General features: G+C 58.6%; 10 protein-coding genes. 4 read left to right on the top strand and 6 right to left on the bottom strand.

Features of this window, described 5'->3' with window-relative positions; genetic code table 11:
• Positions 1–12: 12 nt before the first annotated feature.
• Positions 13–2,277, bottom strand: a complete 2,265-nt coding sequence (gene parC / locus AAFX04_07245; protein ID MEO1045217.1) for a DNA topoisomerase IV subunit A — start codon at positions 2,275–2,277, stop codon at positions 13–15.
• 203 nt (positions 2,278–2,480) lie between these two features.
• Between parC and purC the strand changes: the two genes are divergently transcribed.
• Both purC and AAFX04_07255 read left to right on the top strand, forming a co-directional pair.
• Positions 2,481–3,260 carry a phosphoribosylaminoimidazolesuccinocarboxamide synthase gene (purC, locus tag AAFX04_07250; protein ID MEO1045218.1) on the top strand — a complete coding sequence of 260 codons (780 nt, stop codon included), beginning with the start codon at positions 2,481–2,483 and terminating at the stop codon, positions 3,258–3,260.
• A gap of 44 nt (positions 3,261–3,304) precedes the next feature.
• Entirely contained in the window at positions 3,305–6,277 is a 2,973-nt protein-coding gene (locus AAFX04_07255) for an insulinase family protein (protein ID MEO1045219.1), read from the top strand.
• Here AAFX04_07255 and AAFX04_07260 read toward each other — a convergent pair.
• On the bottom strand, positions 6,233–6,364 hold the full coding sequence (locus AAFX04_07260) for a hypothetical protein (GenBank protein ID MEO1045220.1): 132 nt from the start codon (positions 6,362–6,364) through the stop codon (positions 6,233–6,235). The two genes, AAFX04_07255 and AAFX04_07260, sit on opposite strands and share 45 nt — an antisense overlap.
• Before the next feature lie 184 nt (positions 6,365–6,548).
• Here AAFX04_07260 and purS point away from each other — a divergent pair, with 184 nt between their 5' ends.
• Entirely contained in the window at positions 6,549–6,800 is a 252-nt protein-coding gene (gene purS / locus AAFX04_07265; protein ID MEO1045221.1) for a phosphoribosylformylglycinamidine synthase subunit PurS, read from the top strand.
• Positions 6,797–7,471: a phosphoribosylformylglycinamidine synthase subunit PurQ gene (gene purQ / locus AAFX04_07270; protein ID MEO1045222.1), complete on the top strand. Its 675-nt coding sequence runs from the start codon at positions 6,797–6,799 to the stop codon at positions 7,469–7,471. The genes purS and purQ overlap by 4 nt, the downstream gene beginning before the upstream one ends.
• 25 nt (positions 7,472–7,496) lie before the next feature.
• Here the strand turns inward: purQ and AAFX04_07275 are convergent, their stop codons facing one another.
• From AAFX04_07275 to glmU, 4 genes are all read right to left on the bottom strand, one after another.
• On the bottom strand, positions 7,497–9,854 hold the full coding sequence (locus tag AAFX04_07275) for an EAL domain-containing protein (protein MEO1045223.1): 2,358 nt from the start codon (positions 9,852–9,854) through the stop codon (positions 7,497–7,499).
• An 89-nt stretch (positions 9,855–9,943) separates the two neighbouring features.
• Positions 9,944–10,333, bottom strand: coding sequence for a GFA family protein (locus AAFX04_07280; protein ID MEO1045224.1), 390 nt, complete (start codon positions 10,331–10,333; stop codon positions 9,944–9,946).
• The gene (glmS, locus tag AAFX04_07285) at positions 10,333–12,156 is read right to left on the bottom strand and encodes a glutamine--fructose-6-phosphate transaminase (isomerizing) (GenBank protein MEO1045225.1); all 1,824 of its coding nucleotides are present in this window, start codon (positions 12,154–12,156) and stop codon (positions 10,333–10,335) included. Before glmS ends, AAFX04_07280 begins: the two co-directional genes overlap by 1 nt.
• 11 nt (positions 12,157–12,167) lie before the next feature.
• Positions 12,168–13,556, bottom strand: coding sequence for a bifunctional UDP-N-acetylglucosamine diphosphorylase/glucosamine-1-phosphate N-acetyltransferase GlmU (gene glmU, locus AAFX04_07290; GenBank protein MEO1045226.1), 1,389 nt, complete (start codon positions 13,554–13,556; stop codon positions 12,168–12,170).
• Positions 13,557–13,579 lie beyond the last annotated feature (23 nt).

The following is a 13,579-nucleotide window of genomic DNA, read 5'->3' on the forward strand; positions in this document are numbered from 1 at the left end:
GCGACCGGAACCCTAATCATCGAAGCGGTTGTTCCGCGGAAAACCCGTCGGCGGCAGCCTCCCGGCGGCACCCCGGGCTACTTTCCACAGGCTGATTTCCTTTTCGTTGCGCCGTCGCCCGGTATCACCACCCATGGTCCAGCTCAGGCCTTCCTTGAAATTGAACGCAACGGCATCGGACAGGCCACCCTGTTTGTAGCGCTGAAGCTGTACCCCCTGCCCGCGCGCCATAGTCGGCAAGTCGGCAAGCGCGAAGATCACCAGCTTGCGATTGTCGCCGATTACCGCAACGCTATCGGCATCGGCCGGAATGGCGCGAACCACAGCGACACGGCTATCGCCCTTGAGGTTAACAACCTGGCGACCCTTGCGTGTCTCGGAAGTCAGCTCGGCTATCTTTGCCTGAAAACCGCGACCATTATTTGCGGCGAGCAACACATGTCCACTCTCGCCTGCGACCAGCAGCTGCATGATGCGCGCATCCGTATCGATATCGAGCATGGAACGCACCGGTTCGCCAAAACCGCGCGCACCGGGCAGTTTGTCGGCCCCCAGGGTGAAAAAGCGGCCATCATCGCTCACCAAAAGCAGCCGGTCGGTCGATTGCGCATGCAGCGAGAATGCCGGGCCATCGCCTTCCTTGAACTTGGTAATCTCCTTTTGCGACAGATCGGCATGGCCCTTCATCGCCTTGATCCAGCCACGATTGGACAGGATCACCGTAACCGGCTCGCGCTCGATCATCGCTTCGAGCGGAATCTCGCGTGCCGGCGCCGCTTCTTCCAGGCTGGTACGGCGCTTGCCGAGCTCTGTGTCGATCCCGTACTCTTTCTGCAGCGCCACCAGGTCCTTACGGATGCGTGTTGTCTGCCGCTGCTTGCTGTTCAGCAGCTTCTCCAGATCATCGCGCTCTTTCTCCAGCGCATCGCCTTCCTTGCGCAGCTCCATTTCTTCGAGTTTGCGCAAACTACGCAATCGCATGTTGAGGATCGCCTCGGCCTGGCGCTCGCTGAGGTCGAACTCCTCCATCATCACCGGACGCGGCTCATCCTCGGTGCGGATGATTTCGATCACCCGGTCGAGATTGAGAAAGGCGATAATATAACCGCTGAGCAGCTCGAGCCGGTCGTTGATCTTGCCAAGGCGATACGCGCTGCGCCGCTGCAGCACGATGAACAGATGGTCGAGCCAATGGCCAAGCAGCTCGCCCAGCCCCATCACCGAGGGCGTACGCTCGGCATCAAGCACGTTCATGTTGAGCGAAAAGCGGTTTTCCAGATCAGTGAGGCGGAACAGGCTGTCCATCAGCACTTCGGGATCGACCGTCCGGCTTTTCGGCTCGAGCACGATACGCAGCTGCTCATCAGACTCGTCGCGCACATCGGCGAGAATCGGCAGTTTCTTGTCGAGAATCAGGGTCGCAATCTGCTCGATCAGCTTCGACTTGGCGACTTGATAGGGAATTTCGCTGACCACGGCGACCCATTGCCCGCGACCCAGATCTTCCTTGTGCCATCCCGCCCGTACCCGCATGGAACCGCGCCCGGTGCGATAGACCTCGGAGATACTCTCCCTGCTGTCGGGCAATATGCCACCGGTCGGGAAGTCAGGCCCGTGAAAGACTTCCATCAGCTGCTCATGTTCGACCTTGCGGTTTTCCAGCACCAGCAGCGCCGCATCGACAATCTCGGAAACATTGTGCGACGGGATTGAGGTCGCCATACCAACAGCAATGCCGCTGGCACCATTGGCCAGCAAATTGGGGAAATAGCCGGGCAGAATTTCCGGCTCTTCATCTTCGCCATTATAGGTGGGGATGAAGTCGACCGTGCCGGCATTGAGGCCATCCATCAGCCGGATGGCAGTCGGCGTCAGCCGCGCTTCGGTGTAGCGATAGGCTGCGGCGTTATCCCCGTCGATATTGCCGAAATTGCCCTGCCCGTCGACCAGCGGATAGCGCAACGCGAAATCCTGTGCCAGGCGCACCATCGCATCATAGACCGCCTGGTCGCCATGCGGGTGATATTTACCGACGACATCGCCGACGACACGGGCACATTTCTTGTAACCGCTGGCGGGGTCGAGCTTGAGCTGGCGCATCGCCCATAACAGCCGACGATGCACCGGTTTCAGACCATCGCGCAGATCGGGCAGAGACCGCGCAGTGATGGTCGACAACGCATAGACCAGATAGCGCTCGGACAGTGCTTCGTTGAACGATGTCGGTATCGGATTGGTCTCCGGCGCGCCCTTGCCCGGATTATCGGTACTGCTCATGCAAGGCGCCTAGCAATCTCGCCCGGTCTTGGCGAGAAGGGTATTCGAAAAGCTGTGGATTTTGCATATGTCGGATAGTCTCATTGCTGCACATATGCACCACATGAATTGCGCCACTCGCATCAATCCTTTATAGCGCAGACTTTCGCAACCTGCCGTTCAAACAGGCCGGGTCGCCCCTCCGGGATAGTGTCAGGAACTCTATGTCACGCCGCCGCCAGATTTACGAAGGCAAAGCCAAGATCCTTTACGAAGGCCCCGAACCGGGGACCATCATCCAGTATTTCAAGGATGATGCCACCGCCTATAACGCCCAGAAGAAGGGCACGATTAACGGCAAGGGCGTGATCAACAACCGCATCAGCGAATATGTCTTTACCCGACTGGCGCATATCGGCATACCGACGCACTTTATCCGCCGGCTCAATATGCGTGAGCAGCTGGTGCGTCAGGTCGAGATTGTGCCGATCGAGGTGATTGTCCGGAACGTTGCCGCAGGGTCGATCTGCAGCCGGCTTGGCCTGGAAGAAGGCCAGCCGCTGCCGCATACGCTGATCGAATATTGCTATAAGGATGACACACTTGGTGACCCGCTGATCGCCGAAGAGCATATCGCCTGTTTCGGGTGGGCGAGCCTCGAGGAAATGCAGGACATTTCTTCGATGGCGATCCGTATCAATGACTTTATGAGCGGCATGTTTGCCGGCATCGGTATCCGACTGATCGACTTCAAGCTGGAATTCGGGCGGCTTTTCGATGGCGATTTCTCGCGCATTATCCTCGCCGACGAGATCAGCCCCGACGGTTGCCGGCTCTGGGATCTCGCGACCAATGAGAAGCTCGACAAGGACCGTTTCCGGCGCGATCTTGGCGGTGAGGTGGAAGCCTATCAGGAAGTCGCGCGGCGGCTCGGCCTGTTGCAGGAAACCAGCGATAATGAGGTGCTGGATTTCGACACCCACCGCAAGAAACGCGGGAAATAATGGCGTTGCGGACAGTTTTTCCTCTGGCAACATTTTCCGGCCCCATGCGCCAGCATCACGGCGCACGATCTTTTCTGGCATGGCTGCTCGTGGCATTGTTGCTGTCGTCATCGGCATGGCCGGCAGCGGCGCAATCGGACGAGAGTGCCGCAACGACAGACCCTGCCGCTGATGCGGTAGCTACCGCATGGGGCTTCGACAACAGCACTCTTGCTCCAGACCCCACGATCCGCTTCGGCGTACTGCCCAATGGTATGCGCTATGCGATCCGGCAGAATGACAAGCCCGAAGAGACGGCAGTGCTTGAGCTGGTTTTCGATATCGGCTCGCTCAACGAAATGGATGATGAGCGCGGCATTGCCCATTTTGTCGAACATATGGCGTTCAACGGCACCACCAATGTTCCCGAAGGCGAGATGGTCAAGATACTCGAGCGCTTCGGCCTTGCTTTCGGTGCCGATACCAATGCCTATACCAGTTTCGACCGTACTGGATATACGTTGGGCCTGCCCAATGTCTCGGAAGAACTGATCGATACCGCGCTGTTCCTGCTGCGCGAAACTGCAAGCGAAATCACCTTTGCTCCCGGGGCTGTCGAACGCGAGCGCGGGGTTGTCCTTTCGGAGATGCGCACAAGGGATAGCTATACCTTGCGGAATTTTGTTGAGCAGACCGATTTTTTCCTGCCTGATACGCGCATTGCCCAGCGACTGCCAATCGGCACCGAAGAGAGTATTCGCACCGTCTCGGCAGACCAGCTGAAACGCTTTTACCTGCGGCACTATCGGCCTGAAAATGCGACGCTGGTCATCGTTGGCAACATCGATGTCGATATGATCGAACGCAAGGTCATACAGGGCTTCGGTAACTGGGAGGCCCAGACGGCCCTGCCCCAGGATCAGCAGGCCGACATTATCGATTTTGATCGCACCGGCGCAGCGCATGATTTTGTCAATCCGGCAATCAGCGAAAGCGCCACGCTGGTGGCTTATGCTCCCTATCGCAAAAAGCCGGACAATCTCGATAACCGGCGCAAGGCACTGCTGCGCAGCATGGGTTATCGCATCATCGCCCGCCGTATCGGGCGTATGGTCCGCGCCGGCAACACGCCGCTGCTATCGGCACGCTTCGATAGCGGCGATGTGTTCAAGCTGACGCATGAGACCCAATTGCAGGTGCAGACCCGCGACGGCGAACTGGCAGAGGGTGTTGCGGTAGCCGAGAAGCTTGTCCGCCAGGCACTGGTCCATGGCTTTACCGATCAGGAAGTTGCCGAACAGATTGCGGGTTATCGCAATGCGCTGGAAAATGCGGTGCGCAGCTCATCGACCCGGCGCAATGCAGGTCTTGCCAACCTGATCATCGACGGCCTTTTCGCGCACCGCGTAGTAACCACCCCGGCCTCGCGCCTTGCACGTTTTGAGGCCGCCGAACCGAATATCTCGTCGGAAACTATCCTCGCCGCGATGCGCGAGGATATCGTGCCGCTGTCCGACCCGCTGATCCATATTACCACCAAAGGGGATATTGCAGGCGGCGCGGAGAGTATAAGGACCGCCTGGCTCGGCAGCCAGGAAGTTGCGGTGCTACCGATAAAGGAAAAGACCAGCGGACAGTTTGCTTACACCGATTTCGGCCAGCAAGGCGCGATTATCGAAGATCAATACATTGACGACTTGGGAATCCGCACCATCCGCTTCGCCAACAATGTCCGCCTCAACATCAAGCCGACCGATTTCGAGGAGGACCGGGTCAGAATTTCACTGCGGATCGATGGTGGTGAATTGCTCAACAGCCTCGACAATCCTTATGCCACCACATTGATGCGCATATATGGCGACGCCGGACTGGAGGCACACAGTGTCGATGACCTGCTCAGCATATTGGCGGGTCGGTCGGTATCGCTGCGCTTTTCTGCCGGTAGCGACTATTTCGGCAGCTATGTCGCGACTACGCCGCAGGACCTGCTGATCCAGCTCCAGATACTCGCCGCCTATGTACAGGCGCCGGGCTACCGGACCGAAGCACTGGAACGCTATCGGCGCAGCTTCGACAATTATTATGCCCGGCTGGCCGCTACGCCCGAAGCCGCATTGGGCAGCTATATTGGCGGTATCATCTCGGACGATGACCCACGTTTCAGCCTGGCACCGCAGGAAGCGCTGGAGAAGCTGGATTTTGCCGCGCTGAAAAACGCCATCGGTGAGTCTCTCGAACGAGCCTCTCTGGAAATCGGAATTGTTGGTGATGTTGACGAACAAGCTGTAATTGAAGCGGTCGCCAGCACCTTTGGAGCACTGCCCGAACGCGAGAAGGCTGCGCGCGACTATGGCGCACAAATCCAGCGCCGTTTCACCAACGAGCGCGCGACGCGCTATATCGCCCATGATGGTGAGCAGGAACAGGCGATATTGCGCTATTACTGGCCGACCGATGACAATAGCGACTATGCCACCGAGGTCAGACTGTTGCTGCTCTCCGAAATCCTGCAATTGCGGCTAACCGACAGGGTAAGAGAGGAGCTCGGTGCCAGCTATTCACCTGGGGCGTCATCGTTCATGTCATCCATCTATGATGGCTATGGCTATATGACGGTCGGCAGCAATGTCGATTTTGCCGACCGCGAAACCGTGAAACAGGCAATTGCCGGGATCGTCGAGTCGCTGATCACAGACCCCGCGAGCGAAGACGAACTGCTGCGCGCGAAGCGGCCGATTGAGGAGCGCCTGAAACAGCGTGCCACCAGCAATCGATCATGGATGGCGATTGTCGATCAGGCACAGACCGATCCAGATGCGCTCGCACGCTACCGCAGCTTGCCTGACATGATCGCCAGCGTCAGTGCAGAACAGCTCCAGCAGGAGGCTGTAAAATGGCTTTCACTGCCGCCCCTTGTTGTCGAGGTGGTGCATCGCAGCGAATATGCCGCCCTCAATGGCGATAATGATATTGCTGGAGCCGGTGGCGGACAGTCAGCCCTTGGTGCGATAACCGCTGATAATGCCGAAAATGAATGACATGAACAGCGCCAGTTGCACCTGACCATCAGGGTCGCGCCAGCCCATAACCTCATGTCCGAAGGCAAACAGGGCAATAAACATCATTACTGCTAAACCGGCCATAGCGATGCTCGTGTCACTCCTTTGGCAGGATGCGGATACATTCTGTCCATAGTCCAGCTTAGTCGGGAACAGTTAATCTGGGGTTACCGAACGCCATGGCTTGCAGAGAACCGCGCGCACGTCTAGCGAAGCTGCACATGCCCTCATGCTGCAAAGGTCTGCTTCCATGAAAGTTCGTGTCCATGTCACGTTGAAGCCCGGTGTTCTTGATCCCCAGGGCCGTGCCACACACCATACGCTGGAAAATATGGGGTTCAGCGGCATCAACGACATACGCTGCGGCCGGATGATCGATCTCGACGTTGACCCTTCGGTCAGTGACGAGACAATCGCCGATATGTGCCGCAAGCTGCTGGCCAATACCGTCATCGAAAATTATGAGGTCGTGCGGCTGGAGCAGCAGGAGCCGGCAACGTGAAAACTGCAGTCATCCGCTTCCCCGGTTCCAATTGTGATCGTGACATGCAGGTAGCGCTGCGCAAGCTGACCGGGAAGGAACCCCGCATCATCTGGCACAGCGAAACCACCATTAACGACGATGTGGATCTCATCGCCATCCCGGGCGGCTTTTCCTATGGTGACTATCTGCGCTCGGGCGCGATGGCGGCGCGATCACCGATCATGGCCGCGATTGTGCGGGCAGCTGAACGCGGCACCGGCATTATCGGCATCTGCAACGGCTTCCAGATCCTCACCGAAGCGCGGCTGCTGCCGGGTGCGCTGGTGCGCAATAGCGGCATTGATTTTGTCTGCCGCGATGTAACGCTGCACGCCAGCCCAAACGCCTCACCGATGCTCTCCGGGCTAAACAGTGATACCGGCTACACTATCCCGGTGGCGCATCATGACGGCAACTATTTCGCCGACGCCGAAACCCTCACCATGCTGGAGTCCGAAGGCCGAATCGCCTTTCGCTATGCCGACAATCCCAATGGATCGGTGGCCGATATCGCCGGAGTTGCCAATGTCCGCGGCAATGTCCTCGGCATGATGCCGCACCCGGAGCGCGCCGTCGATCCGCAATGCGGCAATACCGACGGCGCAGCGTTGTTGCGCTCGATGCTGTCGATGGCACTGGTCGAGGCGTGACGATCCGCTCTGCGCTGCATGCAAGTCAGGCGGATTTGCGACGACGCACATCAAACAGGTTTTTTGCCTCAAGCGCGGTCATCGGCCGACCATAATAATAACCCTGTATTTTCTTGCAGCCCAGATCGGTGATCTTGCGCGCTTCCTGCTCGTCCTCGACCCCTTCTGCAGTGGTCGACATGCCAAGGCTGTCCGCCATGGCCACAACCGCACGGACAATGGCGAGGCTTTCCGGCACATCACGCGCTGCGCCCTGCACGAAGCTGCGGTCGATCTTGATATTGGTAAAGCGGGTCTTGCGCAGATAGCCGAGCGAGGAATAGCCGGTCCCGAAATCATCAAGCGACAGTCCCGCACCGAGTGACAATATCTGATCGAGCACATCAACGGCCATGGTGCCTTCATGCAGGAAGATGCTCTCGGTAACCTCGACATCGAGCCGCTGCGGCGGAAGGCCGGAGCTAGACAGCGCCTTCATCAGAATCTGGATGAAATTCGGGTCGCTGAGCTGTTCGGCAGAGACATTGACCGACAATTTGGTGTGTTCCGGCCAGTTCATCGCTTCCCTGCAGGCATTTTCCAGCACCCAGCGACCGATTGGCACGATCAGGCGCGCATCCTCTGCCAGCGGGATGAATTTCGCCGGTGAGACGTGGCCCAGTTCTGGGTTTTTCCAGCGCAACAGCACCTCAAAGCCGGAGATTTCTTCTGATTGTGCGCGCACAATCGGCTGGAAGTTCAGGCTGAATTCGTTATTGGGCAATGCCTTGCGCAAGGCAATTTCCATGATGCGGCGTTCTTCGGCATGCATATGCAGCTTCGGCTCATAACCATGATGCTTGTTTCCGCCCTCATCTTTCGAGCGATACAGCGCCAGATCGGCATTGCGGATCAGCATCTCGACGGTGCGCCCATCGCGCGGTGCTATCGCAGAGCCGATACTGGCACCGATAAAGACCGTATGCTGGTCCACCTCATAGGGCTTGCACAGCGCATCGATGATTCTCTGCGACAGGTTCTGAATATAGGACGAATCGGGCACTTCCTTGACCAGCACCGCAAATTCATCGCCACCAAGCCGGCCGCACAGCTCATTGTCGCTCATCAGGCTGCCCAGTCGCTGCGACACCTGGGCCAGCAGACGGTCACCGATTAGATGGCCAAGCGTATCATTGACCGCTTTGAAGCGATCAAGGTCGATCATCAGGAACGCCGAACGACGACGCCATTTCTCTCCGTCCTGCATCGCCTTGCTGGTTGCTTCGGTAATGTGCAGCCGGTTTGGCAAGCCGGTCAGCGTGTCATAGCGCGCCATATAGGCGATCTGCTCTGCTGATTCGCGCTGTTCGGTAACGTCCGAGCCGACCCCCCGGAAACCCAGGAAGACGCCGTTGTCATCGAGTTTGGGCGAGGCCGACAATTCCCACCAGCGCACCTCGTCGCCGATATGCACCCGCACCATCAGATTGCTGAAGCTTTCGCGACGTTTCAGCTTTTCGGTCAGATCATGCAGGCTTGAATGGAATTTGCCCGTCTCCCAGGATGCACCGGAAATAAGCTGGATAAACGACTTGCCCTCGACATCCTTTACGCTGCTGCCCAGCGCATAGGCAAAGCGCGGACTGACATGAGTGACCCGGCGCGACGGATCGACCTGCCACAGCCAGTCCGCGCCACTTTCCTCAAACTCGCGCAACAACAGGCTCACCACCTGCGTTTTCTCGTTCAGGCCATGCTCCGACAGACGATAGCTGAGATAATCACGCGCGGTCTCAAGGCTCGACGCAATCAGCAGCATACACAGGCAGATCGCCGCCGAGGCCATGACATATTGCCCAGTAAGCATGAACGATGCTGTGCTGGCCATGCCGACCAGCGAGGTGAACAATACGGCACCAAGCGGCATTGCCGCTAGCACCCGGGCAGAACCGACCATCAAAGCCGCTACCACGGTCCATGCCGCAGCGTGCTGGCTGATCGAACCATATTGACTAAACACAATGATCGGGCAGCTCCAGCACAGGCCCGATATTGCCGAACCCAGCGCGATGTTGTTGGTTGCCGAACGGCTGACATGGAATTGCTGCGCATTGCCTTCCGACACTTTGGCGCGAGCAACAAGCCGGTTGGCCAATATGCAGGCAATGGTGAATATGCCCCAGCCCGCCAGCAGCGAAACCGGCACTGTGCCCCGATAGAGCTGGAACACCAGCACCACACCGATGACATTGGCGATCAGGCGCATGACGCCAAAATGGGCAAAGCGCTCATATTGGATCATGCGAATACGATCCCAGTCAAAACCCTCTGGTTTTGACAGGCCCAATATACCGACAAGCGGCAGCGTTTTCGTATCGCCAGGAAGTTCGAGAATATCAGTCACTCAAGCCTGATAACCGAACTATGTTAGCGAAACGTAAGCAAGTGCAGCAATTCAGGGTAAAATCGCGTGTTGCACCGCAACCCCAGAAATCACAATCCGGCTGCGGCTTCCTCCCAGTTTCGCCCGTCAAAATGGCGGAATTTCGGCTGCAGCAGCGACACATCGTCGAGACAATCGAAATGCAGGCTCCAGCAATCGGGATGCGAGCGCGGCTGGTAGAAGCTCTTTATCCCGCAATGGCTGCAGAACAGATGCTCGGCCGCACCGGTGCCAAAGCGATAGGATCGCAGCACTTCTTCCCCCGATAACAGGGTAAAATTGCGATGCGGCACGATCAGGTGGCGATAACCTGTGCGACGGCAGATCGAACAGTTGCACAACAGGATTTCCGGTTCCGCCTCAACCACTGCAGAGAAACGCACCCGGCGGCAATGACAACCGCCAGTAACAGTGATCGCGGCGGTTTGGCCGCCCGCCATCACTCGACCGTAACCGATTTCGCCAGGTTACGCGGCTGATCGACATCAGTGCCCTTGGTTACGGCAACATGATAAGCCAGCAACTGCACCGGGACGGCATAGACCATCGGCGCAATCAGCGGGTGTACCGCAGGCACCTCGATCGTCGCCATGACACCATGCGACGCGGCATCGAGCCCCTGACGGTCGGAAATCAGCACGATCTTGCCGCCACGCGCCTGCACCTCCTGCATGTTCGACACAGTTTTTTCGAACAGCGGCCCCGAAGGCGCCAATACGATCACCGGCACCAGATCATCGATCAGTGCGATAGGTCCATGCTTCATCTCGCCGGCGGCATAGCCTTCAGCGTGGATATAACTGATTTCCTTGAGTTTTAAGGCCCCTTCCAGCGCCATCGGAAAGTCAGGGCCGCGACCGAGATAAAGCACATCCCGCGCTGGTGCGATCAGCGGCGCGATATTCTCAATCGCTTCGTCAAAACCGAGTGCGGCATTGAGCGCCGCAGGGGCTTCGGCAAGATGGGTGACGATTTCCTGTTCTTCCTCGGCGCTCAGCTCACCTTTGGCTCGGGCCAGATTGGTCGCCAGCGCTGCGAGCACCGCGAGCTGACAGGTAAAGGCCTTGGTCGAGGCGACGCCGATTTCCGGTCCGGCATGAGTCGGTAACAACAGATCGGCTTCGCGCGCCATGGAGCTGGTCGGCACATTGACCACGGCGCCGATCACCTGACCTGTCTCGCGCGCATAGCGCAGTGCTGCCAGTGTATCGGCAGTCTCGCCCGACTGGCTGATAAACAGGGCCAGACCGCCCTCCTCCATCACAGGCTTGCGGTAGCGGAACTCCGACGCGACATCGAGATCGACCGGTACCCGGGCAAATTGCTCGAACCAGTATTTTGCCACCATGCCGGCATAATAGCTGGTGCCGCAAGCGACGATGGTCACCCGGCGAATCGCCGACAGGTCAAACTCGATATCGGGCAGCGCGACCCTGCCCTCGAGCGGCCGCAAATAGCTTTGCAGCGTCTGCGCCACCACCACCGGCTGCTCATATATCTCCTTGAGCATGAAATGGCGGTAATTGCCCTTTTCGATCGCCTGCACCGTCGCGCCCGAATGCACAATGGCACGCTCTACCGGTTGGTTGTCACGGTCATAAATCTGTACCGATGCACGCCGCACTACCGCCCAGTCACCCTCTTCCAGATAGGCAATGCGCTGGGTCATCGGTGCCAGCGCCACGGCATCGGAGCCGATATAATTCTCACCCTCGCCATAACCGATTGTCAAAGGGGCGCCCTGGCGCGCGGCGATCAGCAGATCAGGGTCGCTGCGGAACATCGCTGCCAACGCAAAGGCACCGACCAGCCGCGGCAATATCGCCGCGACCGCATCCTGTGGCAACGCGCCATTCTCCACCTCGCGCGCGATCAGATGCGCCACCACCTCTGTATCGGTCTGGCTGGCAAATTCGCGCCCCTCGGCCTGCAATTCCTCGCGCAGATCGCGGAAATTCTCGATAATGCCATTATGCACAATCACCACATCACCGACGATATGCGGATGCGCATTGTCCTCGGTCGGGGCGCCATGGGTGGCCCAGCGGGTATGGGCGATACCGGAACTGCCGGTCAGCGGTGCTTCCCCGAGCCGTTGGGCCAGATTGGCCAGCTTGCCCTGTGCCCGGCGACGCTCGAGTCGGCCGTCGACAATGGTGCACAACCCGGCACTGTCATAGCCGCGATATTCCAGCCGTTTCAGACCGTCGACCAGCCGGTCGGCGACATCGTCCGTGCCCAAAATCCCGATAATCCCACACATATACCGACCTTTCAGCCCTGATTTCTCTTTTTCGTCATCGCCGCGCGAAAACGCGCCGCCCATCCGGTTTTCTCGGCTGTCTCCGCCCGCACCAGCACCAATGCATCGGCGGGGACATTGCTGGTGACCGTCGCCCCGGCACCGACAATCGCGCCATCACCGATGGTAACTGGTGCCACCAGCGCACTGTTAGAGCCGATAAACGCGCCTGCACCGATTTCGGTGCGATATTTGAAGAAGCCATCATAATTGCAGGTGATCGTCCCGGCCCCGATATTGGCCCCGGCGCCAACATCGGCATCGCCGATATAGCTGAGATGATTGGCCTTGGCGCCCTCGCCCAGCACCGCCTTTTTCATCTCGACAAAATTGCCGATCTTGGCTCTGTCGCGCAGTTCCGCACCAGGGCGCAGACGGGCATAGGGTCCAATCTGGCAATCACTGCCGATCACCGCCCCCTCGATATGGCTGAAGCTGTGGATCATGCTGCCACTGGCGATGCTGACGCCGGGGCCGAAAACAACATGCGGCGCTATGGTAACATCAGCCCCGATACAGGTATCATGTGCAAAATAGACCGTTTCCGGCGCCGTCAACGTCACTCCGGCGGCCATCATGTCGGCACGCTTGCGCATCTGCCATTGCGCCTCTAGCTGGGCCAGCTCGGCACGGCTGTTGACGCCTTCAACCTGCCATTCCTCGCATTCGATAACGCGGCAGGCGCGGCCTTCGGCAAGTGCGATAGTCACCAGATCGGGAAGATAATATTCCCCGGCAGCATTGGCATTGCCGACCTTGCTCAGCAGCACGAACATATCCTGGCGCCGCGCCATGAGCAGTCCGCTATTGCACAGATCTACTGCGCGCTCGGCGTCATTGGCGTCCTTATATTCGACCATCTTCGCGATATGGCCATCGGCATCGGCGATAATCCGGCCATAGGCCTTGCTATCACGCGGCCGGAAACCCAGAACAACCGCAGCAGGAGCCCGCCCCGCATCATCCGCCTGGTGCAGCGCTGCCTGCATCGCCTGCACTGTATCGGCTGCAACCATCGGCACATCGCCGAAACAGGCAAGCACATCGCCGTCGAAATTCTCGAGCAGCGGCTCTGCCTGCAGCACAGCATGGCCGGTGCCAAGCTGCTCGTTCTGCACAGCGATATCGGCACCATGCGCGCGCGCCAGCGGCTCCACCTGTTCGCGACTCTTGCCGACAATGACGATAGTACGCAGTTCGCGCGCATCATCGGCAAGGCTGTTCAGGCTGTCGAGAAGGTGGAGCAGCATTGGCTTGCCAGCCACCGGATGCAGTACCTTGTGGAGGGCAGAGCGCATCCGCGTACCCTGCCCCGCCGCCAATATGATCGCAGCCAGCGGCCGCTTGCCGATATCACCCATCACGCCCTCTTTCTCACCATCAC

It is taken from the genome of Pseudomonadota bacterium, from assembly GCA_039818985.1.
Lineage (GTDB): Bacteria > Pseudomonadota > Alphaproteobacteria > Sphingomonadales > Sphingomonadaceae > Alterisphingorhabdus.

Bases quoted from the DNA above. Each gene is read 5' to 3' on its own strand.
- AAFX04_07260 (MEO1045220.1), bottom strand. From the start codon at position 6,364: ATGATGTTTATTGCCCTGTTTGCCTTCGGACATGAGGTTATGGGCTGG.
- AAFX04_07280 (MEO1045224.1), bottom strand. From the start codon at position 10,333: ATGGCGGGCGGCCAAACCGCCGCGATCACTGTTACTGGCGGTTGTCAT.
- purC (MEO1045218.1), top strand. From the start codon at position 2,481: ATGTCACGCCGCCGCCAGATTTACGAAGGCAAAGCCAAGATCCTTTAC.
- glmS (MEO1045225.1), bottom strand. From the start codon at position 12,156: ATGTGTGGGATTATCGGGATTTTGGGCACGGACGATGTCGCCGACCGG.
- parC (MEO1045217.1), bottom strand. From the start codon at position 2,277: ATGAGCAGTACCGATAATCCGGGCAAGGGCGCGCCGGAGACCAATCCG.
- AAFX04_07255 (MEO1045219.1), top strand. From the start codon at position 3,305: ATGCGCCAGCATCACGGCGCACGATCTTTTCTGGCATGGCTGCTCGTG.
- glmU (MEO1045226.1), bottom strand. From the start codon at position 13,556: ATGGGTGATATCGGCAAGCGGCCGCTGGCTGCGATCATATTGGCGGCG.
- purS (MEO1045221.1), top strand. From the start codon at position 6,549: ATGAAAGTTCGTGTCCATGTCACGTTGAAGCCCGGTGTTCTTGATCCC.